The following is a 21,810-nucleotide window of genomic DNA, read 5'->3' on the forward strand; positions in this document are numbered from 1 at the left end:
TCCTGGAATCCGCGGTCAGCGGAGCCCTGCGGGCCCTGGACTGAGCACGCGTCGGGCCCGCGGGCACGTTCCGGAGACGAACCCGAGGCCGCGCTCAACCGGCCGGATCCGGCCCGCGTTCATCCTCGGCGGCGGGCTCGCAGGGCAGCCGCCTTGGCACGGTTCCCGCAGGTCCGCAACGCGCACCATTCACGTCGGCGGCCTCGCGAGCGGTCGAGGTAGACGTGTGTGCAGTCGGGGTGCCCGCACTCACGCAGGAGGTCCGCCTCGGCGCCCGCGACCATCTCCACCGTCGCGCGGGCCAGGTCGGCCGGGGCCTGGCCGGCCGTACCGTAGCGACTGGTGCCCGTGGCACCCAGGCACATCGTCACCGGCACGGAGGCGGCCTGCCGGTTCACCGCGGCGACCGCCACGGCGGGCAGCGGCCGACCGGCGAGACGCGCCCCGACCAGGGCGTAGATCGCCTCGCGCAGCGCTGTCGCCGCGCGCAGGTCCGCCTGACCGGAGCCGGGTTCCCGAGAGAGCAGGCCGGACTCGACGAACCAGGAGTCGAGCAGTCCGGGGGTGGTGAGCCGCTCGATCGGAGCGGGCGCGCGCCGCGCCTGAAGGGTGCCCACGAAGTCGAGCGCGGGCGTCCCGCACGGAAACACATGTCTCACGAGACCCTCCTGACAGGTGGCTGAACACCTTTCAAGAGTAACCGGCTTGACAGGTGACGGAAATGCGTGCGAGCCTTTCGTCACCGGCCAGACCAGTTACTTCTCGGTGAGGACACATCCCATGGCAGTCGTACGCTTCCACCTCGTCTCCACGCTCGCTCCCAGGGACGTGCTGGGGGTGCTGACCGACTTCGGTCCTTCCCGCGCCGAGTCCTGGCCCACCATCGACGCGGACCACTTCGAGGTCCACGACCTCGGCGACACCTGGGCCGAGGTCACCGAGGGCACCGCCGCCGCCTGGGAGCGGGCCCGCTACGAATGGCAGCCCGGCGGCGACACCGTCACCGTCACCACCCTCGACTCCAAGCTCTTCGGCGCCAGCGGCGGCTGGGTGTTCAGGATGACCCCCGAGGGCGACGGCACCCGCGTCGACGTCGAGCTCACCCGGCAGCCGGCCACCCTCAAGGGCAAGATGCTCGCCTCCCTGCTCCCCCTCGCCGCCCCCGGCTCCCTGCGCAAGTCCTTCGCGGGTCCCCTCCAGGCCAAGTGACCCCCCGGCACGAAGGGGCCGGCGGCACCAGCCGCCGGCCCCTTCGTCATGCCGTCGTGGGCGGGGTCACTTCCCGGCGCCGAGGCCCGCGGTGAAGAAGTCGGTGAGCTTCGCGACGGCCGGGTCGACGTACTCCTTCTTGTCGTAGAGGTCGACGTGGCTCGCCCCCTCGATCCAGTGCAGTTCCTTCAGGCCGGTGGCACGCTGGTGGACGTCGACGGCCATCCACGAGGTGATGGCACGGGTGCCTACGATCTGCAACAGCGGACGGTCGCCGATCAGCGGGACGGCCTGGAAGGCGTCGAAGGCGGCCATCTTGTCGACGCTCTCCCAGACGAAGAACTTCGCGGACCGCTCGTGCGCCCCGCGGGGCGTGCAGTAGTAGTCGAAGCCGTCGGCACCGTGCTCGCCGCCGAGCGCGGCCTGCTCGGCCGTCTCCGGGAAGATCGGCAGGACCGCCGGCTCCGCGCCGCGGGCGGCGGCGGTACGGGCCTGGGCGGCGGCGTCCAGCATGCCCTGGAAGACGGCGGGGTCCTGGGTACCGTCGGCACCGAGGCGGAACTGGCGGGCGATGTCGACGCCGCTGACGGTGGCCACCGCCTTGATCCGGTGGTCGCCTCCGGTGGCGGTGAGCACGTAGCCGCCGGAGGCGCAGATGCCCAGGGCGCCGATGCGGTCGGCGTCGACCTCGTCGCGCGTGGTGAGGAAGGAGACGGCGGCCTTGAGGTCCTCGACCCGGTGCGCGGGGTCCTCCAGACCGCGCGGCAGACCGCCGGACTCGCCCTGGAAGGCGGAGTCGAAGGCGAGCGCCACGAAGCCCTGTTCGGCCAGCCGGCCGGCGTACAGACCGGCCGTCTGCTCCTTGACCCCGCTGCCGGGGTGACCGACCACGATCGCGGGCCGCGGACCCGGTGCCGCGGTGCCGGGGGTGTAGAGGTGACCGGCGATCTCGATGCCGGCGCTGTCGAAGGTGACACGGGTCCTGGTCATGGGGGAACTCTCCTGTGGGTGACGCTGAAGTCCGGTGGCCGCCGCACCGGTCGGTGGGCTCGGTGTCCGCACCGTCCGTGCCGGGCACACATCCACCATGCGTCCGGCCGGCCCCGGCCGGGAGAGCCAGGTTTCTGCCTGGGAAAGATCCTGCCCCCTCACACCTGTGTCGCGCCGGCCCCGGCCGCATGACACTGGGGACATGAAACAGACACCCGACTCCCCTCTCGGTGCCTTTCTCCGGGCACGTCGGGCGCAGCTGACGCCACGGGAGTGCGGTCTGCCCGAGGCGGACACCCCGCGCCGGGTCGCCGGGCTGCGCCGCGAGGAGGTCGCCCGGCTCGCCGCGATCAGCGTGGACTACTACACCCGGCTCGAACAGGGCCGGGTCCGCGCCTCCGGGCCCGTGCTCGCCACCCTGGTCCGCGCCCTGCGCCTCGACGACGACCAGAAGACCTACCTCTACGAACTCGCCGGCCGGAGCGGCGCCCGCCCGCGCCGCCGCCGGCCCGCCCAGCAGGTGCGGCCCGCCGTGCGCCGCCTGCTCGACCAGCTCACCGGGACGCCCGCGCTGGTCCTCGGCCGGCGCCTGGACATCCTGGCCTGGAACCAGGCCGCCGTCGCCCTCTACACCGACTTCGCCGCCGTACCGGCCGACCGGCGCAACTACGTGTACCTGCTGTTCACCGACCCGGTCGTCCGTGAACTGCACCTCTCCTGGGAGCACGACGCCCGGGACGCCGTCGCCGCCCTGCGCATGGCGGCCGCCGCCGAACCCGACGACCCGGAACTCACCCGTCTGGTCGGCACCCTGACCATCCAGGACGCGGACTTCCGCACCTGGTGGGCCGAACACCACGTGACCGGCGCCGGAGACGGCACCAAGCACTACCGCCACCGGCTGGTCGGCGACCTCACCCTCGACTGCGACACCTGGACCAGCCCGGACGGCTCAGGGCAGCGCCTGATGACCCTCACCGCCGAGACCGGCACCACCTCCCACGACACCCTGCGCATCCTCAACTCGTGGACCGCGCGCAGACCCGGCACACCACGAACCGAGGACCTGACCCGATGAACACCTGGACACCCGAGGAGCGGACCCTGCTCACCGATACCTACTCCCTGGTCCTGACCGCCGGTGACGGGGAGGGCCCCGGAGTGGAGATCGGCATGGCGCTCGTGGACGGCGAACTGTACATCCGGGCCTACCGGGGCGTTGGCTCCCGCTGGTACCGCGCGGCCCGGGAACACGGGCGCGGCAGGATCCGGCTGGGCTCCGTGACCCGCGACGTCCGCCTGACGGCGGACGGCCTCCGGCCGCCCGCCGGACTCGACGCCGCCTTCCGCGACAAGTACGGCCCGGTGGCGGACGCCCTGGTCGCCGCCCCGAAGGCCCGTGCCGCCACGATCCGGATCGATCCGGTGTGAGAACTGAGCCACTGTCGTCCGAGACTCGGGACGGCGACACCCCTCCCGCCGACACCTCGACCGACGCGGAACCGGTGTGGAACCGGTGTGGGACCAACATGTGATATCCGAGCTGAACACTCATTCCACAACTGCTGCGTTGCTCAGCGCCGCGGAGTATGACGCCGAGCTCACGGCAGGCATCCCAGGGCACGACAGCGGGAGTGGGATGAGCAAGGAGATGTTCGGCGGCCTGTTGCGGGAGGTGCGGCAGCGGTCGGTACTCACACTTGAGGGTCTCGCGGAGGCCTCGGGGGGAGTGTCCGGGCCATCAGCGACATGGAAAGGGGCCGGAGCCTGCCGCGCCGCTCCACGCTGAGCGAACTGCTGGACTCGCTCGAGCTGGACGAGTCCGAGCGACGGCGTCTCGTGCAGGCCGCCACCCCGCGCACCCACCAGGTCCCCCGGCAGCTCCCGCCCGACCTCGCGGTGTTCCGGGGTCACGAGGGGGCCCTCGATGCCGTGCACCGGTTCGCCGGGCAGGCCGACGCAGAGGCCAGGCATGCCGTGATCGCCGCGGTGCGGCGGCGGCGCGCAACGTGACCCCGGACATGTGCTCCATCTGGTTCTTCGTCCGCGAGGGCAGCCCGGCCCGCGCCCAGGTGCTGTACGACAAGATCGTGGAGTGCGGGAAGGCCGCCGCGCAGGCCAGCCAGACCCGCCTGGTGCACAAGTTCCACTCCGCGACCTGGAACCTCCTCGCGAACAAGGCCGGCGCGGAGCTGCTCAACGACAACATGCAGCAGATCGGCGCCCCACGGTTCACCGACGCCGACCACGCCCTGGCGAAGGCCGTGCAGAAGTCGCTGGGCAAGCCCGAGGTGGGCATGCCGACCACGCTGACCCCGCTCGCTCCCCCGGCCGCCGCCTCTACCGGCGGGCGGGCGACCGACACCGCCGACATCAGCTGGCAGGTGCCCACCGCCGTGCTGCTGTCCGCGGCCTACCCGCCCGGCATCCCGAACCACAACTGGGGTGTCACGGCGACGGCGGCCACCAACATCGGCCACCAGGCGCTGCTGTCGGCCGCCCGCTACCTGGCTGCGGCCGCGGTGGACCTGATCGAGCAGCCGGACCTGCTGGACGCGACGAAACAGGAGTAGCGCCGAAGGGGCACGCGCACCGCGCGTGCCCCTTCGGCGCTTTCGTGCGCGGGTCCGCACCCTGAACTTCCCCGGCCCCCGGCTCGTTCTGATGACGACGGTCCGACGGCGAGAACGGGAGAGATGCGCCATGAGCCTCGACGAGGAGTGCCCGTACCGCGACGGCCGGGTGGTCATCGATCCCGCCTTCAAGGCCGATGCCCCCGCCCGGTACGACCGGCTGCGGGAGCTCGGCCCCATCCACCCGGCCGAGTTCCACCTGGGCCTGAAGGGGTGGGTGGTGGTCGGTCACGACCTGGCCCGGGAGGCACTGGTCCACCCCGCCCTGCTCAAGGACGCCACGCCCGCGGCGGAGGCACTGGCCGCCGCGGGTTACGTCCTGCACAGGCCCTCGGTCGGGCTCGGCGCGCAGATGATGGAGGCCGACCCGCCCGAGCACACCCGGCTGCGCCGACTGGCCGCGGCCGCCTTCACCCCGCGCCGTACCGCCGAACTCGCGCCGCGCGTCGAGCAGATCGCCCACGGTCTCGTCGACGCGCTGCCACCCGCGGGCGAGACGGACCTCGTCTCGGCGTTCAACGCCCCGCTGCCGGCCACCGTCATCGCCGAACTCCTCGGCATCCCCGAGGAGCATCGCCAGGATTTCCGCCGTTGGGCGGGCCAGGCGCTCCAGGTGGCCTCGCCCGGTCACCGCGCGGCCCTGGCCGGGCTGCACGGCCTGCTGGCGGATCTCGTCGCGGACAAGCGGCGCCGTCCCCGGGACGACCTGTTGTCCGCCCTGGTCGCCGTACGCGACGAGGAGGACGGCCGGCTCACGGAGGAGGAACTCGTGGGCACGGCCATGATGCTGGTGGTCGCGGGCCACGAGAGCACCGTCAACCTGCTGGGCAACGCCGTGCTCGCCCTGCTGCAACACCCGGGGCAGCTGCGGCTGTTGCGGGAGCACCCCGAGCTGATGCCCGGCGCGGTGGAGGAGTTCCTGCGCTACGACACCTCCGTCGAGCGCTCCACCAGCCGCTACGCGGCCGAGGACATCGAGCTGGGCGGGGTGCCCGTCCCCCGGGGCAGCATGGTCGTCGTGGCCCTGGGCGCGGCGGGACGCGACGCCCCGCAGCCGGGGGGCGGTGACCCCGCCGCGCTGGATGTGGCCCGGCCGGGCGCCCGCCACCTCGCCTTCGGGCACGGCATCCACTACTGCCTGGGCGCCCCGCTGGCCCGTCTGGAGGCCACGACCGCCCTGCGGGTCCTGCTCTCCCGCGTGCCCGAACTCGAACTGGCCGCTCCGGTGGAGTCGTTGGAGTGGATCGGCTCCGGCATCATCCGCGGCGTGCTGTCCCTCCCGGTGCGCTACCGCGTCGGCTGACGGGGCCCCGTACGGCAACGCCCAGGCTCTCGTACGAGAACGGCCAGGCCCGCACACGGAAACGTCCCGGCCCGCGCCGGGGGAGGCGCGGGCCGGGACGGGCCCCGGAGGGGTACGGCCGTCAGACGGTACGGGTACGCAGCTGGCGGGACTTCCAGCCCAGCAGCAGGGCCTGGAGGATGAACCACACCCCGCCGCCCGTGGCGTACACCGAGAGCACGTCGAGCGAGGGGTTGTCGCCCGCGGCCTGGATGTTGTAGGTGATGCCGACCAGGAAGGACAGACCGCCCGAGATCAGGGTCGGCCACTGCCTGCCCAGTTCGGGACCGCGCCGCCGTATCCCGACGACCACCTGGGCGGCACCGGAGACGAGGGCCCAGGCACCGAAGACATGGAGCACCGGTGCCACACCGCCGGCGCCGGCGGCACCGAGCGCGATGGCGGCCACTGTGCTGAGCACTCCGTTGAACGCGATGACGCGGCGCTCGGACCCCTCGGGGGTGGCACGGTGGTCGATCAGCGAGGACACCGCGTCGATCAGCGGGTAGACGACCAGCAGGGTGATCGCCACGGCGTCGACGTCCTCGTGCGCCTTGGCGAACGCCAGGGCCCACACCACCGCCAGGACACCGCGGGTCAGGTAAAGCCTCAGCAGGGAGGAGCGTTCGCCCGCCGCGTTCGCCGGCGTGGCTGTCTGCGTGCTCATGTCGGTTCGGCCTTTCTCAGGTCAGAGGGTGGTCGCGGGGCCGGTCAGTGCCGGGACGGGGAGACGCACCGGAAGCTGGACGCGAGGGCCGGGTCCCCGTGGCCCTTGTAGCGGGACACCGCGGGGTAGCTGCACAGGTCGTGCTCGACCTGTCTGCCGTCGGCGTTGATCAGCGTGGCGGGCAGCGTCCGAGGCGCCTTGCCGTGCTCGACCCAGGAGGTCAGCGCGGCCAGGCCGTCGGCCGAGCCGTCGAGGCCGTTGAGACCGCAGTGGCCGGTGTTCGGGGCGATGAACAGACGGTAGAAGTCTGCGGTCCTGCTGGCGCTCCCGATCTCCCGCACGACCTGGTCGTGGTACTGCACCGTGCCGTCGGTCGGGATGAACTGGTCGGCGCCGCCGTGCCAGGTGAGCAGCTTGCCGCCGGACTTGCGGAAGGCGGACAGGTCCGGGTCGTCGGTGCCGATGACCTTGTCGTACTCGGCCTCGGACTGCTTGAACAGCCGGGTGAAGTCGCTGTAGGTGATCTTCGAGACGTCGAAGGACGGGTCCTTCTCCAGGAAGAGCTGCGTCCAGAGGGCGGGCACCTGGAAGGGCGCGCCCTTGACCGTGCCGTCGGTGTCCGTCGTGGTGCCGGCCAGACCGCTCAGGTCGGCGCCGACCGGGACACCGGACCACAGCTTCTTGCCCGAGGCGGTGCGCGGACCGTCCCAGATCTTGCGGACCACGTTCGCGTCGGCCGCCGTGATGGTCAGCTCCCTGCCGTCGCACACGACCTTGGTGCCGATCAGACGGCGGGGGTCGAAGTCGCAGCGGGACGCGTCGTCGACCAGGCCGTCCCGGACGCCGTCGAGCTTGTCGCAGGCCTTGACTGCGGCGTTGGTGAAGGCCTTGAACTCGCAGTCGGTCGGGTAGGTCTTCTCGTTGTTCATGACGACCTGCGGCCACAGGGTGGCGACCTCGAACTCGTCCCAGCTGACGGCGGGCGCGTCCGCGAGGATGCCGTCGTAGTCGTCGGGGTAGCGCTGGGCCTCCATGTAGCCCTCGCGCCCGCCGGTGGAGCAGCCGGTGAAGTAGGAGAAGGCGGCACGCTTGCCGTAGACCCCGTTCACGACCTCCTTGCCGACGACCGCGGCCTCGTGCTGGGAGCGGGAGGCGAAGTTCTTCAGCAGCGCGGCGTTGACCTGGTTCTTGCTGTTCAGCACCCAGCTGGTGTCGAGGACGTCGCCGATGCCGGCGTCCGTGGTGGTGGCCGCGTAGCCGTTCTTGACGGCGGTGCCCAGTCCGACGCCGTTGTCACCGGCGCTGTAGGCACTGCCGCCGATGGCCTGAAAGCGGCCGTTCCACTTGGTCAGGGGCAGCCACGTCTGCACCTTGGCGTGCTCGTTGTCGCCCGGGTGGGTGATGGTCACCGTGACCTGGCAGAAGGCGGGGACGCCGGAGACGTCGCCGCCGAGCAGGCCGGTGCCGTGGATGGTGCCGCCCTCCTGGCGGACCGCCGTCACGGACTCCACCTCGGTGCCGGACGGGGCCTTCACCGACGGCGCCGCACAGGCCGGCGGTGCGGCGACGGAGGTGAGGGGCTCCGCCGAGGCGGTCGGCAGGTACACCGCCGCAGCCAGCGGCACGCCGGCCGCGAGGACAGTGAGAACTTTCTTCATCGCATTCCCATCAGAGAAGTAGGTGTGCGCCCGGCTGCGGCGACACATGTGCACGTCACATCGAGAACGACAGTGGGCGGGCCGACGGGACTCACCGCGGACGGCGTCCGCGGGTACCTCCGTGACCTCGGTATGCGCCCCGGGACAGGCTCGGGCTCGCCGAAGACTGAGCCAGACTTTATCACCGGTTAAGCCGGTGACGAAAGGGGGTGTGCCGAATCGAAGGTGCGGGTTGTGCGGGCTGTCTCGAACCCGGCTCCACCTGGCTGTACAGCCCACCCCGCCACATCAGTCAGTTGACGGTCTGTACACCGACGGCACCGGCCCGCCCGGTGAAAAACATGTGAGGTCAGACGACGGCCCCCGCACTGCCGTCAGCCGGTTTCGCCGTCCGCACCGGGGATGCCCATCTCCAGCCACCCGGTCTTGCCCCGGCCGCTCGGCGAGGTGTTCCAGGTGTGCGCCGGCGCGTCGACCGGGTACAGGCCGCGCCCGTGCTCGGCCCGTGCGCTGCCCTCCTCGGTGAGCGAGTAGGCGGCCGGCACCGACGGGTCGGCGTCCGCGTCCCGCACCTCCAGCCGGAGCCGGTCACCGGTCACCCGCAGCCGCACGTCCACATCGCTGCCCGCGTGGACGAGCGCGTTCGTCACGAGCTCCGACGTGATGAGCGTGAGGTCGTCCGACATGTCCGCCAGGCCCCAGTCGTCCAGGTGCTCGGGCACGAAGCCACGGGCCTCCCGGACCGCCCGCAGATCACGCCGGTGCACGTGCATCCCGGCCACGCGCGTGGCCCGGCCGCCCGTCCGTCCCCTCGTACCGGGCCAGCAGCAGCGCGGCGTCGTCACAGGTGCCGGACGCACCCTGGAGGAACCGGTCCGCGAGGTGTTCCAGGCCGGTGTCCGCGGGTGCGCCTACGGCGTCGAGCCGTTCCCGGACGTCGTCGCGGTCCCGTTCGTACAGTCCGTCGGAGTAGAGCACGAGCCTTCCCGCTCCAGCGGCACCGAGGCGACGGTGCAGGGGTAGGCGAGGGCGTCGTGGCGCGGGTCGGCGAGGGGATCGGGGTCCGCCAGGACCGCCGGAGCTCCCGAGGCCAGGGCGCGTGCGGAGGCGTACGGGGAGTCCAGGGTCATCCGGCCGGGCAGGGTGGGGACGGACGGCGGGCTGCCGCCGATCATGGCGGCACGCAGTTCGCCGCCGTCGGGAGCCAGCAGGTAGACGGCCGCCGCCGCATTCAGGCGGTGGGCGTTCTGGTGCACGGCCCGGTACAGGACGGCGGTCAGCTCGCCGCCGGGCACCCCGGCGGACGCCTGTCCCCGGCCGTACGGCACCGGTTCTTCCGCGTCCGGCACGCTGCGGCCGTCCATGAGCCCTCCGGCACGACCCGTCCCCGCTCATGGGACATGTCGCACCTTGTCGGCTTTCCCGGCTTTCCCGGCTTCGGTACCCGTGCGGTCCTCCGCCAGCCACCGTGAGTGGTGCCGCTCGGCCCAGGACCGGCTGACGTATCCGGTTCGCATTCCGAGTCTGGCCTCCGGGTCCTCGAAGGCCTTGCGCAGATGGCCGAGGACGACGAGGACGATCGCCCAGGCCAGAATGTCGTGGACGAAGATGGCGCTGGTGCGGGAGACGAAGGGCAGCAGGCCCATGAACCACATCAGCAGGCCGGTGGACATCATCACCAGCACCGCACCGGCGATCCAGCCCGCGTAGAGCTTCTGCCCCGCGTTGAACTTGCCGGCCGGGCGGGCTCCGGGCCCGTGGCGTCGCCTGCGGACGGCGCGCAGCCACTGCCGGTCGTACACCGCGAAGCGGTTGAGCCTGCGCAGGTCCGCGCGGAACGCGGGCGACAGGAGTCCCAGCAGGACGGGCAGCGGCAGAAGGATGCCGGACCACTCGTGGAGCGTGACCATCAGGTGCCGCCGTCCGACGAGCAGGGCCAGCGGCCCGAGGTACAGGCAGGCGGCGGTGACCAGGCACACCAGCATCAGCAGGCCGGTGGTCCGGTGGACCCAGCGTTCGGCGGCGGTGAAGCGGCGGACCCGCTCGGCCGCCTCAGGCCGCGTCACCGTGCCGGTCGGCGTCGTCGAGCCAGCCGTCGACCGCATAACCGCGCTCCTCCCAGTAGCCGGGGACGACCTTGTCGGTGACCGAGATACCGGACAGCCACTTGGCCGACTTGTAGAAGTACATGGGGGCCACGTAGAGGCGCACCGGCCCGCCGTGCTCGTGGGTGATGGGTCTTTCCTGCATGTTCAGCGCCACCAGGACGTCCGAACGGCGGGCCTGCTCCAGGGTGAGGCTCTCGCTGTAGGCGCCGTCGAAGCAGGTGAAGCGGACCGCCGCGCCCGGCGAGCGCACCCCGGCGTCGTCGAGGATGTCCGCCAGCCGCACCCCGTCGAAAGGTGTCTTCTCCACCCGCCATCCGTCGGTGCACACAACGTCGTGCACCACCCGGGTCTGCGGCATCGCGCGCAGCTGGTCGAGGGTGTAGCTCCTGGCCCGCTCCACCAGTCCGGTGACCCGCAGCGCGTAGTTCGTCTCGTCCTTGCGCGGCACCGAGCCCACGACGCTGTAGTACCGGAAGCCGCCCGGGTCGGGCAGGAGTCCGGTCAGGCCCGTGGCGTCGACCTGGGAGGCCGTGGCGAGGAAGCTCTCCCAGCCGCGCTGGAGAAAGGGCGCCGCGGCGAGCCCCGCCGCACCCGCCCCGAGCATGCCCAGCATCGCCCGCCGGCCCACCGGCGCGCCCTCGGACCCCTGCTTCGGCCTTTCTGTCATGCCAGTGTGCTCCTTCGAGGCGGCGACGATCCGGCGCTGCCGGATGTACCCACACGTGTGAACACTGTCGGACTCCCGTACGACGTCGTCACCTGTCAAACAGGTGACGATCGTGACACGGCCTTCCTCGGCCTGTCAACAACGCGGCAGACGGGACCAGCCCGACGGCATATGTCGCAGAGCACACACGTACGAGTCCCGTACGGAACGGGCGCGGGGCATCGGCTGCTAGGCTCAGGAAGACGTTGACCGTGTATCGAGGAGTGACAGACGTGGCGGGTGAAGACGACATCTCCGGGTGAGACCCGGTTCTGACGGCCACCGGCAGGCGCACAGGAGCGCCGCTGACGTGGCCCGTCTCGTCGTACCCCTTTTCCCACGTCTGCCCTGGGCAGAGGTCTCTTCCCTGCCCTCACACCGTTCGAGGTCATCGCCGTGTCCGACGCTTCCATCGTCTGCTCGAACCTGTCCTTCGCCTGGCCCGACGACACCCCCGTCTTCCACGGCCTGTCCTTCACCGTGACCCCCGGCCGCACCGGCCTGGTCGCCCCCAACGGCTCCGGCAAGAGCACCCTGCTCAAGCTGATCGCCGGTGAGCTCAGGCCCGCCACCGGCTCGGTGTCGGTCGGCGGCACCCTCGGCCACCTCCCACAGAGCCTGCCGCTGACCGGCGGCCTCACCGTCGCCGAGGTACTCGGCGTCGACGCGGTGATCCGCGCCATCGACGCCGTGGAGTCCGGCGACGTCGACGAGGAGCACTTCACCACCATCGGCGACGACTGGGACATCGAGGAGCGCACCCGCGCCCAGCTCGACCGCCTCGGCCTCGCCGGCCTCGCCCTGGACCGCAGCCTGAGCACCCTCAGCGGCGGCCAGGTCGTCTCCCTCGGCCTCGCCGCCCAGCTGCTGAGGCGTCCCGACGTCCTGCTGCTCGACGAGCCCACCAACAACCTCGACCTCGAGGCCCGGCACAAGCTCTACGACGTGCTCTCCGAGTTCTCCGACTGCCTGCTGCTGGTCAGCCACGACCGCGCGCTGCTCGACCGCATGGAACGCATCGCCGAACTCGGCAGCGACGAACTGCGCCTGTACGGCGGCAACTTCACCGAGTACGAGGAGACGGTGCGCGCCGAGCAGGAGGCCGCCGAGAAGAACGTCCGCAACGCCGAGGCGGAACTCCAGCGCGAGAAGCGGGAGATGCAGCAGGCCCGCGAACGCGCCGAGCGCCGCGCGAGCAACGCCGCCAAGAACCTCAAGAACGCCGGTCTGCCGAAGATCTTCGCCGGCAACATGAAGCGCGGCGCGCCGGAGGCCGCGGGCAGGTCCGGCACCGTGCACGCCTCCCGGGTCAGCGATGCCAAGGCCCGCCTCGACGAGGCCGGCCGCGCACTGCGCGACGAGCAGCGCCTCACCCTGGAACTGCCCGACACCCAGGTACCGGCCGGCCGCAACCTCTTCCTCGGCGAGGGCATGCAGGTCCGCCTCGGAGACCGGGACGTGTTCGCGGCGGGCGGGGTCGACCTGACCGTCCGCGGCCCCGAGCGGATCGCGCTCACCGGACCCAACGGCGCGGGCAAGACCACCCTGATGCGGCTGATCACCGGCGAACTCGCCCCGGACAGCGGGGAGATCAAGCGCAACGACGGCCGGATCGCCTATCTCTCACAGCGCCTGGACCTGCTGGACCTGGACCGCACGGTCGCACAGAACTTCGCCGCGTTCGCACCCGAGCGGTCCGAGGCGGAGCGGATGAATCTGCTCGCCCGCTTCCTCTTCCGGGGCGTGCGGGCACATCTGCCCGCCAGGGTGCTCTCCGGCGGGGAGCGGCTGCGCGCCACCCTGGCGTGTGTGCTGTGCGCCGAACCGGCCCCGCACCTGCTGCTGCTCGACGAGCCCACCAACAACCTCGACCTGGTCGGCGCGGGCCAGCTGGAGAGCGCGCTCAACTCCTACCAGGGCGCCTTCCTCGTGGTCAGCCACGAGGAGCGGTTCCTCACGGAGATCGGCGTGAACCGCCGGCTGCGCCTGGCCGACGGGGCGCTCAAGGATGCGGGGGCTCCCGCGGTGTGAGCCGCCGGTGTGTGACGTGGCCCGCGTCCGAGGCCCCGTGCCCGGCGGGCCGACCACCGATCACCTTGGACGGTTTTCCGTGCCCCAGCCCGCTCTGCTCGCCCATGACCTCGTCCGCAGCCTGGGCGGTCGTCGTGTCATCGACGGCGTCTCCCTGACCGCCTCCCCCGGCCATCGCATCGGCCTGATCGGGGAGAACGGCGTCGGCAAGTCCACCCTGCTGCGGGTGCTCGCCGGCGTCGACGAACCCGACGCGGGCAGCGTCACCCGCCTCGCCGGCCTCGGTTTCCTGCACCAGGAGATGCGGTTCGACGCGTCGTCGACCATCGCCACGGTGCTGGCCGAGGCCCTGAGGGAGGCCCGCGAGGACCTCGCCGAGCTGGACCGGCTCGGCGAGCAGCTGGCGCTCGTCCCGGAGGCCGACCCCGGCCACCGGGAACTCCTCGACGCCTACGGCCGCCGCCTGGAACTGGCCCAGGACCGGGAGTCCTGGGACGCCGACCACCGCGCCGCCCTGGTCCTGGACGGCCTGGGCCTCGGCGCCTTCGGGCACGAGCGCGCCTTCGGATCGCTCTCCGGTGGCCAGCGCGGCCGTCTCGCCCTGGCCGCACTGCTGGTACGGCGCCCGTCCGCACTGCTCCTGGACGAACCGACCAACCACCTGGACGACGGCGCCGCCGCCTTCCTGGAGGAGCAGGTCCGCAGCCTGCCCGGCACCGTGGTGATCGCCAGCCACGACCGGGCGTTCCTCGACGCGGTCTGCACCGACCTGGTCGACCTCGACCCGGCGGTGGACGGCCCGGTCCGCTACGGCGGCAACTACAGCGCCTACCTGTCCGCGAAGCGCGCCGAACGGGAGCGCTGGGAACGGCGGTTCGCCGAGGAGCAGGAGGAACTGGAGGCGCTGCGCGAGGCGGCGGGCGTGACCGCGCACCGGGTCGCACCGGACCGGGGCCGTACCGACAACGAGAAGATGGGCTACGGCCACCGGGCGGGCCGGGTGCAGAACTCGGTCTCCCGGCGGGTACGCAACGCCACGCGGCGGCTGGAGGAACTGGAGCGGACCCGGGTCGCCGAACCGCCGGGGCCGCTGCGCTTCACTGGCGGCGAACTCGCGGCACACGCCGAGGAGGGCCCGCAGCCGCTGATGGCGCTGCACGGGGTGCGGGTGCCCGGCCGGCTGGCGCTGGACGCGCTGGAGGTGTCGCCGACCGACCGGCTGCTGGTCACGGGCGGCAACGGGGCGGGCAAGTCGACGCTGCTCGCCGTGCTCGCCGGGCGGCTCCCCGCCGAGGGCGAGGTGCACCGGCGGCGCAGGCTGACGGTGGGGCTGCTCAGCCAGGACACCGTGTTCGAAAGGCCCGACCGTACGGTCCGGGACACCTACGAGCTGTCACTGGGAGTGCAGCGGGCCGAGAAGGTGCCGTTGAACTCCCTCGGCCTGCTGCACGACGCGGACCTCGGCAAGCCGGTCGGGCAACTCTCCGTGGGGCAGCGCAGGCGCCTGGCGCTGGCCCTGCTGGTGGCCCGCCCGCCCCAGCTGCTGCTGCTCGACGAGCCCACCAACCACCTCTCCCCTGCCCTGTGCGACGAACTGGAGGCCGCGCTGGGCCCCGGCCCCGGCGCGATCGTCGTGGCGAGCCACGACCGCTGGCTGCGCCGGCGGTGGCAGGGCCGCGAACTGCGGCTGGCGCCGGGAGCGGCGGGCAAGGGGACCAGGAAACCCTCCCGGACCGGGCCCTGACCTCTGCAAAACACCCGCACTGCCGTACGATTCCGTGCACGCCCCACGACCGCGCACCACCTGGAGCGGTGACGAACCCTTGCTTCGCCTGGAGTCACCTGTCAAGATGGTGATGTGAATCTTAACCATGTGTTCGTATGCGGCCACCCGGCTCTCGACTTCGCAGCCACGCTCCGGGCCCGGCGCTCGACCCGGTTCGAGATGTTCGTGACCCCGGAGCGGCTGAATGCCTGGTACCTGGAGTCCGGGCTGGTGGACACGATCACGCCGGGCGGCGAGGACGACGTCCGGGAGGCGACCGCCGTGCGCGAGGCGGTCTACCAGCTCGTCACCGACCGCCGCCTCGGCGAGGGCTTCGATCCCGAGGCACTCGAGACGGTCAACGCCGCCGCCCGCAAGACCCCGGTGACGCCCCAGCTCACCGAGAACGGCCGGCTCACCGAGGCGACCCCCGAACAGGCGCTGGCGACCGTCGCCCGGCAGGCCGTCGAACTGCTCAGCGGCCCGGACGTCCCCCTGATGAAGGAGTGCGGCAACCCCGAGTGCACGCGCGTCTACATCGACCGCTCCCGGGGCATGCGGCGCCAGTGGTGCGGCATGGAGTCCTGCGGCAACAGGATCAAGGCCGCCGCCTACCGCGCCCGCAAGAAGACGGAACCCGCCGCGGCCGCACACTGACCGTTCAACTCCCCGCCGCGCTGCGGCCCGGGCGCCGCACCGGTCCGATCTCCGTCAACGGCTACCTCATCCAGAACCCGGCCGCCGCCCAGAACCCGCCGACCCCCTCGCTGGAGGAGGACTACCGGTACTTCTTCTACTTCCTGACCGGGCGTGGCCGGCAGGGGCTACAGCGCGACCGGGAGGGCCTGGCGCGCGTCGTCTGGCACCGCGACTCGCCCCGACAGCAGTTCACCGAGGCCGAGTTCGCACAGGCGGCAGCGCCGTGGACCAACCCGGACAACGTCAACGTGGTGATCCACAGCTACCGGCACCGACTGCCCGCCGCGCCCGACGACCCCCGGTACGCGGACCCGGAGAACAGGCTGCTGGGCCATCCCAGGATCACCGTACCCACGGTCACGCCGGACGGAGCGGACCCCGATGTCGATGATCCTGCCCCAGCCCCGCTTCCGTCCTCTCGGGGGCGGGGGCGCGGACGCACCAGAGGCATCCGCGGACCTTCACATGGCCCCTTCGAACATTGCCACTCGCGGATGTACTGACTGCCGACCTGATCAAACGTGGAGAGGTCGCGCGGGTCTGGATCTCACGCCTCCGTCACCGCCTTGACTGGTGACGCTCGAAGGGGCATGCTGATATCCGTCCAGGCGACGAGCAGGGACGCGATCCACGAAGTGGAGAATGGTCATGAAGAAGGAACTCACCACGGACGCCGCCGCGGCGGAACTGCGTCACGCCCGGTTCGGCCGGCTCCCCGAGCGCATCCGCTTCGACCAGATGACCCAGGAGGTGGAGGCCGCCCCCGGCGGCGCCAAGGACTCGTACACCCCCGAAGGCAGCTGGAAGTACTACTCGTGCCTGGCCCTCGACCTGGGCCTGTAGCCCAACGGCCGACCGCCGTACCGGCGAACGGCGATGCGCTATCCGTATGGCGGGTGCGCTTCGCGCGATAGGGTCGGCGGCGTGAGCATGAACCTCGAGGAGCGGGTCCGGTCGGCGGTGGCTGCGCTTCTGCACGCCACCGGCGAATCGCAGACCAGGCTCGCCCAGGCGCTGGGGGTCACCCAGGCCCAGGTGAGCCGCCGTCAGTCCGGCACCGCCGCGTGGAGTCTGAGCGACTGCGAGGCGGTCGCCGCGCACTACGGCATCGACGGGCTCGATCTCCTCGCGGGACCGACCCGGGCCGTCGAGGCGCTGCCCGTCGCCCGCCGCCGCGCACCCGGCGGCGCACGTACCACCGCCGTCGAGGGGACGGTGCGATGACGGACTTCGGAGCGATCGACGCCCTGCTCGCCGGGGCGAGGAAAGAGGTCCCGCTGCCGGCCGCCGGGGAACGGCGCAGGCTGCGCGAAGAGCTGAACCTCTCCCGCCCCCAGCTCGCCCAGGCCCTGGGGGTCAGTTCGTCCGCGGTCGCAGGCTGGGAGACCGGCCGCGACCCGAGCGGTGAGACCCGGGAGAAGTACGCGTACTTCCTCGAAGGGGCACGCACCAAGCTCGCCGCCGTCGCCGCCGGGTCCGGCGGCGCCGAAGCGGACGGCGACCCCGAGGAACCCGAGGACACGCGGGCGGTCGTCCATGGTGGTGACGACGGGGAGGTGCTCACCACTCCCCAGCCCTGTGTCCTGTGCGGACAGCCGGCCCACCACCAGGTAGCGGGCTTCGCCCAGCACCTGGACCCGGCAGACTGCAACACACCGTCCCCCTCGGCCCCGTCCGGGCAGGACGCATCATCCCCCTCGGCCCCGTCCGCGCAGGGCGCACCATCCCCCTCGACCCCCACTCGGCGCGGCACACCCGAGACCCGACGGCCCGACGCGGCCGACGCGGCCGACCGCCCCCGGTTCCCGGACCACGGCGGCAGAACCGCATTCGCATCCACCCCCGCATCCACACCCACACCCACATCCGCGCCCGTGCCCCCGCGGCGCGGCGTCAAGGTCGTGCCCGTTGGCCGACGCCTGAAGTCCGCCGACGCCCCGGACCTGATCGGCTCCGCCGTCGCCGCCGCCCTCGCCGAGCACTCCGGAGACGTCGAGGCGGCGACCGCGGCACTGGTGAAACGGGCGATCCCGGACGCGATGGCCCTGCTGGACCACAGCCGCAAGGGCGGCCGCTACGAACTGGTCGCCCACCCCTGGCTGCCCGACGTGCTGCGCAAGCAGTCCTCCCGCGGCGCCGACCAGATCTGGGAGGCCCGCCCCAAGTGGACGAGGCCCGAACTCCCGCCCGGCGAGCACGAGATCACGGCCCTGGACGTCAACGGCGCCTACCTCAGCGCGCTCAAGACCCACCTCCCGCTCGGTCAGCTCGAACACTCCACCGGCGACCAGCACGACCGCCGCCGCGCCGGCGTCCACCTGATCACCCCGCCCGCCTGGGAGCACGACGCCTTCCTGCCCAACCCGATCGGCAGCCGTGACGAATCCGGCCCGCTGTGGGTCACCGAACCCACCCTGCGCCTGCTGCTGCGGGTGTCGGGCCCGAAGTACGGGCTGTGCGAACCGCCGCGGATCCACGAGTCGTGGACGTCCGGCGCGACGGAGGGCCTACTGGAGAAGTTCCGCGTCGCCCTGAAGGACGCCCGGGACCGGGCGATCACCGAGGACGACGAGGTGACGCTGGAGTACGTCAAGGCCATGTACTCGAAGTTCGTCTCCACGCTGGGGGAGTCCAACTACAACCGCGAGCTGTACCGCACCGACTGGATGCACCTCATCCGCTCCCAGGCCTTCGCCAACCTGTGGTGGAAGGCCCACCGCGCCTACGACGAGGGCCTGATGGTCGTACGCGCCATGGGCACCGACGAACTGCACGTCACCGGCGACTGGCGGGCGGTGTTCTCCGAGGGCCGGGGCGTCGCCGAGGTGAAGGTCAAGGACGTGTACACGGTGGCCACCGGGCCGTCCGACGGCGACACGTGAACCGCTGTACCCTCATGAGCACCCGTCACCCGGCCGCGCAGCGAGGAGTGGAGAGATGCCGGAGAGGAACATCGACTTCGGCAAGTTCGGAGCCCGCGGCGTCAAGGGGCACGAGGCGGCGGCCCGCCAGCTCGACGCACTCGCCGGCTTCGTCACCACCCCGATCACGCAGCGCCGCGGTCTGCTAGCCCGGCTGCACTACCTGGCCCGCACCGACCACGCCCGCCGGGCGGCCCGCGAGGCCGGCCTCACCGTCACCGACCGCACCCTGAAGGCCTGGCTGGACGGCAGACGCAGCCCCTCCAGGAAGAACCTCCAGGCCATCGAGACCGCCTACCGCACGGTCCGCCGCCACAACGTGGCCCGCTACCTGACCGCCCGCCTCAACCGCGAGGGCCGCGGCACCCGCGTCGAGTTCCATCCCCTCAACCAGTCCCAGGTGACCCGCCCGCACCAGCGCGTGGTCTCCTTCCGCACCCTCAACGTGCGCCACTGGGACCGGATCGTGGAGGCCTGGGCCAACGACGACGAGGACGCCCTCGACGATGCCTGGATCAACGACGCGACGGTGGACCTCGGCTCGGAGTGGGGCCAGTACGAATACGTCACCAACGTCGGCTTCGCGGCCTGACCCCCACCACCGGACCACCCCCACGGCACCGTCGACGGCGAGCCGGCCATGGCCCTGGCACGGGCGAGGGAGACGGCGCGGGGCAAGGACGTCCGGCTCGGCGGCGGGGTCTCCACCCGATGATCCGCAACTGGGTGGGCAGTAGCAACCGCGAGGAGTTTCTACGCCGCCTGCGACGAGCACGGCATCCTGGTGTGGAACGACTTCCCCAACGCCTGGGGCATGGACCCGCCGGATCACGAGGCGTTCCTCTCCGTCGCCCGTGACACCGTACTGCGCTACCGCATCCACCCGAGCGTGGCGGTGTGGTGCGGGGCCAGCGAGGGCAACCCGCCGGCCGCGGTCGACGCAGGGATGCGCAAGGCCGTGGCGAGCCAGGTGCCGGGGGTGCTCTACCAGAACAACTCGGCGGGCGGGATCGTCACCGGCGGCGGCCCCTACGGCTGGGTGGAGCCGGAGCGCTACTTCGACCCGTCGACGTGCGGAAGCAAGGGCTTCGGGTTCCACACCGGCCCTGTCGGTGACGGCGCGCTCCAGGAACGGCGTCGTGGACGTCACCGTGGATGCCGACGGGCGCGCCGCCGGCATCAGCTTCGTCGACGGGCGGTTTCGCGAGACGCGGGCTCCGCGGCTCGGGGACAGCGTTCTGGAGGCCCTGACGACGGCCCGTGCGGAGGTCGCGGCCCGCGCCACCGCCGTGATGATGGCCGCGAACCTCCGACTGCCGCCGTCGACGAACCACGCACACCGCGACGAATCGGCCATGTTCCACACGATGATCCGGGACACCTCGTCGGTGCGCTGGCGCCGGCTGGTGCGCGAAGCCCGCGCGGTGGCCTCCGGCCCGGTGGCCGCGCGGGAGTCCGGCGGAGTGCGGGCCGAGGGTGTGGCAGGTAGGTGGGACCCGGCGGCGGAGGTCCTGGATGCGTCGAGGTCACGGCCGCAGGGTCCGCTCTGGGGCCGCAGCCGTCCGGGTGCGCGGTCCGCCCCGGCGCACGCTCCCCAGTCGCCGGAGCTGCGGGACGCCGTCGTGGCGCTGCGGGAATCCGTGTGCGGGGCCGTGGGCAACTCCTGTCTTCCGTAGGCGTGCGGGTACCTGGGCGCGGTGGAACGGCCGGGGCGGGACGCGGAGGCGACCGGGGGCGCCCTGCGGCCGGGTGGCCGTCAGGTGTGCTCCGGGGCCGGCAACGGCACACCCCCAAGATCCTGAACACGTGTGATCTTATTGGATGAAGGCATCTACGACGGCCACTGCGCCTGCCTCCTGCCCGGAGGCGGCGTTCTGGTCACCGGCGACGCGCTGGTGACCGCACATCCCACGTCCCGGAGCCGGGGACCGCAGCTGCTGCCTGGCCACGGCCCCGTGCACCAGGACTCGGCGAAGGAAGCCGTGCGGACGGCCCGCGAGAACGCCGCCGGGTGACCACCGGCTTCCGTACGCCTGGTGGGACCTGGTGCCGGACGGGGACTGACCACACTCGTGCGTATCGGTCCATAAGGTCCGGGCCGAACGGCTCGCCGACACACTTACCGGGCAGTATGTTCGAGGGGAGAACCCCGTGCGGGTGACGTCGCCGGACCCGAAAGCCTGAAGAAAGGTCAGCGCACCCTACGTGCGCAGGCACGTCAACGCTTATCGTGAAGAGTGAACATGCCCGACGAACCGTCTGGCGTCGACACTTATCTGCACGGGACCCTCGGCGTGGGTACCATGCGCAACGTCATCCATATCGAGGGAGTGAACGGTTGTGACCAGCCAGTCAGCCGCCACGCTCCGGTCGCGGTACGTGGAACAAGCCGCGTCGGACCTGGAGGAGAACCGCCGACGACAGCAGGAGCTGGCGGACAGGATCACGGTGTTGAAGCAGGAGGAGTCCCTCCTGACGGACATCCTGAGCCTCGCCGAGCGGTACGAGGGCTTCGCCGACACGTCCCGCCTGCCCGAGCAGTTGCAGGAGGAGCCCGTCGTCGCGAAGGCGAAGAAGGTTTCCGGCACGGCCTCTTCGCGTCGCTCGGCGACGGCCGGGAACGCACCGGCGGGCACCTCGGCGAAGGCCGGCGCGAAGGGGAAGTCGCGTCAGCCTCTGCTCGGTGACCTGCTGGCCGACCTGCTCGGCCAGTACAAGGAGCCGCGGCTGGCGAAGGAGTTGCGGGAGGAGCTCATGGAGAAGTTCCCGGACCGCAACCCCACCCCGCAGGTGGTGCGCAACACCCTCGAGTCCCTGGTCGCGAAGGGACGTATCCGGCGCCACAAGCAGAAGCGCTCCGTCATGTACACCGTGATCAAGTAGGCTGCGGCGAGACACCTGAGAACGGTGTACCGGGCGGGGCCGCCTACAGAACCGCGTCCGCCAGTCGCGCCACCTCCCACCAGGGGCAGCCAGGACAGGATGCTCCCGCGGGCCTCCCCCTCGCCGACCCGGCCGAGCAGTGCGCGGGCCGTCCGTTCCCAGGCCACCGCCGCGGCGTACCAGTCGTCGGTGCCGCGC

25 protein-coding genes and 3 pseudogenes are annotated in these 21,810 nt (G+C 71.9%); 19 read left to right on the forward strand and 9 right to left on the reverse strand.

The features are described 5' to 3' along the window. Positions 1-119 precede the first annotated feature (119 nt). Positions 120-659 carry a CGNR zinc finger domain-containing protein gene (locus ACFY6U_RS06070; protein ID WP_390035326.1) on the reverse strand — a complete coding sequence of 180 codons (540 nt, stop codon included), beginning with the start codon at positions 657-659 and terminating at the stop codon, positions 120-122. 121 nt (positions 660-780) lie between these two features. Here ACFY6U_RS06070 and ACFY6U_RS06075 point away from each other — a divergent pair, with 121 nt between their 5' ends. After that, entirely contained in the window at positions 781-1,209 is a 429-nt protein-coding gene (locus ACFY6U_RS06075) for a hypothetical protein (protein ID WP_390035327.1), read from the forward strand. A 66-nt stretch (positions 1,210-1,275) separates the two neighbouring features. Here ACFY6U_RS06075 and ACFY6U_RS06080 read toward each other — a convergent pair whose 3' ends face one another. Beyond that, positions 1,276-2,199 carry an alpha/beta hydrolase gene (locus tag ACFY6U_RS06080; RefSeq protein ID WP_390035328.1) on the reverse strand — a complete coding sequence of 308 codons (924 nt, stop codon included), beginning with the start codon at positions 2,197-2,199 and terminating at the stop codon, positions 1,276-1,278. Positions 2,200-2,401: 202 nt separating this feature from the next. Between ACFY6U_RS06080 and ACFY6U_RS06085 the strand changes: the two genes are divergently transcribed. The 5 genes from ACFY6U_RS06085 (at position 2,402) to ACFY6U_RS06105 (ending at position 6,135) form a co-directional block, all read left to right on the forward strand. After that, entirely contained in the window at positions 2,402-3,277 is an 876-nt protein-coding gene (locus tag ACFY6U_RS06085; protein ID WP_390035329.1) for a helix-turn-helix domain-containing protein, read from the forward strand. After that, complete coding sequence (locus ACFY6U_RS06090) at positions 3,274-3,630, forward strand: DUF2255 family protein (RefSeq protein ID WP_390035330.1); 357 nt, start codon at positions 3,274-3,276, stop codon at positions 3,628-3,630. The genes ACFY6U_RS06085 and ACFY6U_RS06090 overlap by 4 nt, the downstream gene beginning before the upstream one ends. Before the next feature lie 318 nt (positions 3,631-3,948). Further along, complete coding sequence (locus ACFY6U_RS06095; RefSeq protein WP_390035331.1) at positions 3,949-4,212, forward strand: hypothetical protein; 264 nt, start codon at positions 3,949-3,951, stop codon at positions 4,210-4,212. Then, positions 4,209-4,772, forward strand: coding sequence for a hypothetical protein (locus ACFY6U_RS06100; RefSeq protein ID WP_390035332.1), 564 nt, complete (start codon positions 4,209-4,211; stop codon positions 4,770-4,772). Before ACFY6U_RS06095 ends, ACFY6U_RS06100 begins: the two co-directional genes overlap by 4 nt. Positions 4,773-4,902: 130 nt before the next feature. Then, positions 4,903-6,135: a cytochrome P450 gene (locus ACFY6U_RS06105; RefSeq protein ID WP_390035333.1), complete on the forward strand. Its 1,233-nt coding sequence runs from the start codon at positions 4,903-4,905 to the stop codon at positions 6,133-6,135. 121 nt (positions 6,136-6,256) lie between these two features. On the opposite strand, the gene ACFY6U_RS06110 is transcribed toward ACFY6U_RS06105, so the two are convergent. The 7 genes from ACFY6U_RS06110 to ACFY6U_RS06140 form a co-directional block, all read right to left on the reverse strand. Then, positions 6,257-6,841, reverse strand: coding sequence for a DUF308 domain-containing protein (locus tag ACFY6U_RS06110; RefSeq protein WP_390035334.1), 585 nt, complete (start codon positions 6,839-6,841; stop codon positions 6,257-6,259). A 44-nt stretch (positions 6,842-6,885) separates the two neighbouring features. Next, positions 6,886-8,499 carry a tannase/feruloyl esterase family alpha/beta hydrolase gene (locus tag ACFY6U_RS06115; RefSeq protein ID WP_390035335.1) on the reverse strand — a complete coding sequence of 538 codons (1,614 nt, stop codon included), beginning with the start codon at positions 8,497-8,499 and terminating at the stop codon, positions 6,886-6,888. Positions 8,500-8,873: 374 nt separating this feature from the next. After that, the gene (locus tag ACFY6U_RS06120) at positions 8,874-9,266 is read right to left on the reverse strand and encodes an ATP-binding protein (protein WP_390035336.1); all 393 of its coding nucleotides are present in this window, start codon (positions 9,264-9,266) and stop codon (positions 8,874-8,876) included. Next, positions 9,253-9,477: a hypothetical protein gene (locus ACFY6U_RS06125; protein WP_390035337.1), complete on the reverse strand. Its 225-nt coding sequence runs from the start codon at positions 9,475-9,477 to the stop codon at positions 9,253-9,255. Before ACFY6U_RS06125 ends, ACFY6U_RS06120 begins: the two co-directional genes overlap by 14 nt. Then, on the reverse strand, positions 9,411-9,863 hold the full coding sequence (locus ACFY6U_RS06130) for a hypothetical protein (protein WP_390035338.1): 453 nt from the start codon (positions 9,861-9,863) through the stop codon (positions 9,411-9,413). The genes ACFY6U_RS06125 and ACFY6U_RS06130 overlap by 67 nt, the downstream gene beginning before the upstream one ends. Before the next feature lie 27 nt (positions 9,864-9,890). Continuing rightward, complete coding sequence (locus tag ACFY6U_RS06135) at positions 9,891-10,604, reverse strand: cytochrome b/b6 domain-containing protein (protein ID WP_390035339.1); 714 nt, start codon at positions 10,602-10,604, stop codon at positions 9,891-9,893. Further along, entirely contained in the window at positions 10,552-11,274 is a 723-nt protein-coding gene (locus tag ACFY6U_RS06140) for a molybdopterin-dependent oxidoreductase (protein ID WP_390035340.1), read from the reverse strand. The genes ACFY6U_RS06135 and ACFY6U_RS06140 overlap by 53 nt, the downstream gene beginning before the upstream one ends. A gap of 435 nt (positions 11,275-11,709) precedes the next feature. On the opposite strand from ACFY6U_RS06140, the gene ACFY6U_RS06145 reads away from it, so the two are divergent. The 13 genes and pseudogenes from ACFY6U_RS06145 (at position 11,710) to ACFY6U_RS06205 (ending at position 21,612) form a co-directional block, all read left to right on the forward strand. Then, positions 11,710-13,344 carry an ABC-F family ATP-binding cassette domain-containing protein gene (locus tag ACFY6U_RS06145; RefSeq protein ID WP_390035341.1) on the forward strand — a complete coding sequence of 545 codons (1,635 nt, stop codon included), beginning with the start codon at positions 11,710-11,712 and terminating at the stop codon, positions 13,342-13,344. 79 nt (positions 13,345-13,423) lie between these two features. Further along, the gene (locus ACFY6U_RS06150; RefSeq protein ID WP_390035342.1) at positions 13,424-15,088 is read left to right on the forward strand and encodes an ABC-F family ATP-binding cassette domain-containing protein; all 1,665 of its coding nucleotides are present in this window, start codon (positions 13,424-13,426) and stop codon (positions 15,086-15,088) included. A gap of 114 nt (positions 15,089-15,202) precedes the next feature. Beyond that, on the forward strand, positions 15,203-15,766 hold the full coding sequence (locus ACFY6U_RS06155; RefSeq protein WP_390035343.1) for a CGNR zinc finger domain-containing protein: 564 nt from the start codon (positions 15,203-15,205) through the stop codon (positions 15,764-15,766). After that, complete coding sequence (locus ACFY6U_RS06160; protein ID WP_390035344.1) at positions 15,679-16,311, forward strand: hypothetical protein; 633 nt, start codon at positions 15,679-15,681, stop codon at positions 16,309-16,311. The genes ACFY6U_RS06155 and ACFY6U_RS06160 overlap by 88 nt, the downstream gene beginning before the upstream one ends. Before the next feature lie 145 nt (positions 16,312-16,456). Continuing rightward, positions 16,457-16,651: a hypothetical protein gene (locus ACFY6U_RS06165; RefSeq protein WP_390035345.1), complete on the forward strand. Its 195-nt coding sequence runs from the start codon at positions 16,457-16,459 to the stop codon at positions 16,649-16,651. A gap of 87 nt (positions 16,652-16,738) precedes the next feature. After that, complete coding sequence (locus tag ACFY6U_RS06170) at positions 16,739-17,032, forward strand: helix-turn-helix domain-containing protein (protein WP_390036514.1); 294 nt, start codon at positions 16,739-16,741, stop codon at positions 17,030-17,032. Further along, a complete protein-coding gene (locus ACFY6U_RS06175) occupies positions 17,029-18,690 on the forward strand; it encodes a helix-turn-helix domain-containing protein (protein WP_390035346.1) in 1,662 nt (553 codons plus the stop codon). Before ACFY6U_RS06170 ends, ACFY6U_RS06175 begins: the two co-directional genes overlap by 4 nt. A gap of 55 nt (positions 18,691-18,745) precedes the next feature. Continuing rightward, the gene (locus ACFY6U_RS06180) at positions 18,746-19,321 is read left to right on the forward strand and encodes a transcriptional regulator (RefSeq protein ID WP_390035347.1); all 576 of its coding nucleotides are present in this window, start codon (positions 18,746-18,748) and stop codon (positions 19,319-19,321) included. 30 nt (positions 19,322-19,351) lie between these two features. Beyond that, positions 19,352-19,438, forward strand: a pseudogene (locus ACFY6U_RS06185) (deaminase); the annotation flags it as partial. Between the two features lie 2 nt (positions 19,439-19,440). After that, positions 19,441-19,831, forward strand: a pseudogene (locus ACFY6U_RS06190) (glycoside hydrolase); the annotation flags it as partial. Between the two features lie 37 nt (positions 19,832-19,868). After that, a complete protein-coding gene (locus ACFY6U_RS06195; RefSeq protein ID WP_390036572.1) occupies positions 19,869-20,405 on the forward strand; it encodes a hypothetical protein in 537 nt (178 codons plus the stop codon). A 150-nt stretch (positions 20,406-20,555) separates the two neighbouring features. Continuing rightward, positions 20,556-20,744 (forward strand): annotated as a pseudogene (locus ACFY6U_RS06200) (MBL fold metallo-hydrolase); the annotation flags it as partial. Between the two features lie 325 nt (positions 20,745-21,069). Next, on the forward strand, positions 21,070-21,612 hold the full coding sequence (locus tag ACFY6U_RS06205) for a hypothetical protein (protein WP_390035348.1): 543 nt from the start codon (positions 21,070-21,072) through the stop codon (positions 21,610-21,612). Positions 21,613-21,810: the final 198 nt, after the last annotated feature.

The organism is Streptomyces sp. NPDC013157 (genome assembly GCF_042899865.1).
GTDB lineage: Bacteria > Actinomycetota > Actinomycetes > Streptomycetales > Streptomycetaceae > Streptomyces.

Coding starts and splice junctions, on each gene's coding strand:
- ACFY6U_RS06075 (WP_390035327.1), top strand. CDS start 781: ATGGCAGTCGTACGCTTCCACCTCGTCTCCACGCTCGCTCCCAGGGAC.
- ACFY6U_RS06080 (WP_390035328.1), bottom strand. CDS start 2,199: ATGACCAGGACCCGTGTCACCTTCGACAGCGCCGGCATCGAGATCGCC.
- ACFY6U_RS06085 (WP_390035329.1), top strand. CDS start 2,402: ATGAAACAGACACCCGACTCCCCTCTCGGTGCCTTTCTCCGGGCACGT.
- ACFY6U_RS06090 (WP_390035330.1), top strand. CDS start 3,274: ATGAACACCTGGACACCCGAGGAGCGGACCCTGCTCACCGATACCTAC.
- ACFY6U_RS06095 (WP_390035331.1), top strand. CDS start 3,949: ATGGAAAGGGGCCGGAGCCTGCCGCGCCGCTCCACGCTGAGCGAACTG.
- ACFY6U_RS06105 (WP_390035333.1), top strand. CDS start 4,903: ATGAGCCTCGACGAGGAGTGCCCGTACCGCGACGGCCGGGTGGTCATC.
- ACFY6U_RS06110 (WP_390035334.1), bottom strand. CDS start 6,841: ATGAGCACGCAGACAGCCACGCCGGCGAACGCGGCGGGCGAACGCTCC.
- ACFY6U_RS06115 (WP_390035335.1), bottom strand. CDS start 8,499: ATGAAGAAAGTTCTCACTGTCCTCGCGGCCGGCGTGCCGCTGGCTGCG.
- ACFY6U_RS06130 (WP_390035338.1), bottom strand. CDS start 9,863: ATGGACGGCCGCAGCGTGCCGGACGCGGAAGAACCGGTGCCGTACGGC.
- ACFY6U_RS06135 (WP_390035339.1), bottom strand. CDS start 10,604: ATGCGGTCGACGGCTGGCTCGACGACGCCGACCGGCACGGTGACGCGG.
- ACFY6U_RS06140 (WP_390035340.1), bottom strand. CDS start 11,274: ATGACAGAAAGGCCGAAGCAGGGGTCCGAGGGCGCGCCGGTGGGCCGG.
- ACFY6U_RS06165 (WP_390035345.1), top strand. CDS start 16,457: ATGAAGAAGGAACTCACCACGGACGCCGCCGCGGCGGAACTGCGTCAC.
- ACFY6U_RS06170 (WP_390036514.1), top strand. CDS start 16,739: ATGAACCTCGAGGAGCGGGTCCGGTCGGCGGTGGCTGCGCTTCTGCAC.
- ACFY6U_RS06175 (WP_390035346.1), top strand. CDS start 17,029: ATGACGGACTTCGGAGCGATCGACGCCCTGCTCGCCGGGGCGAGGAAA.
- ACFY6U_RS06180 (WP_390035347.1), top strand. CDS start 18,746: ATGCCGGAGAGGAACATCGACTTCGGCAAGTTCGGAGCCCGCGGCGTC.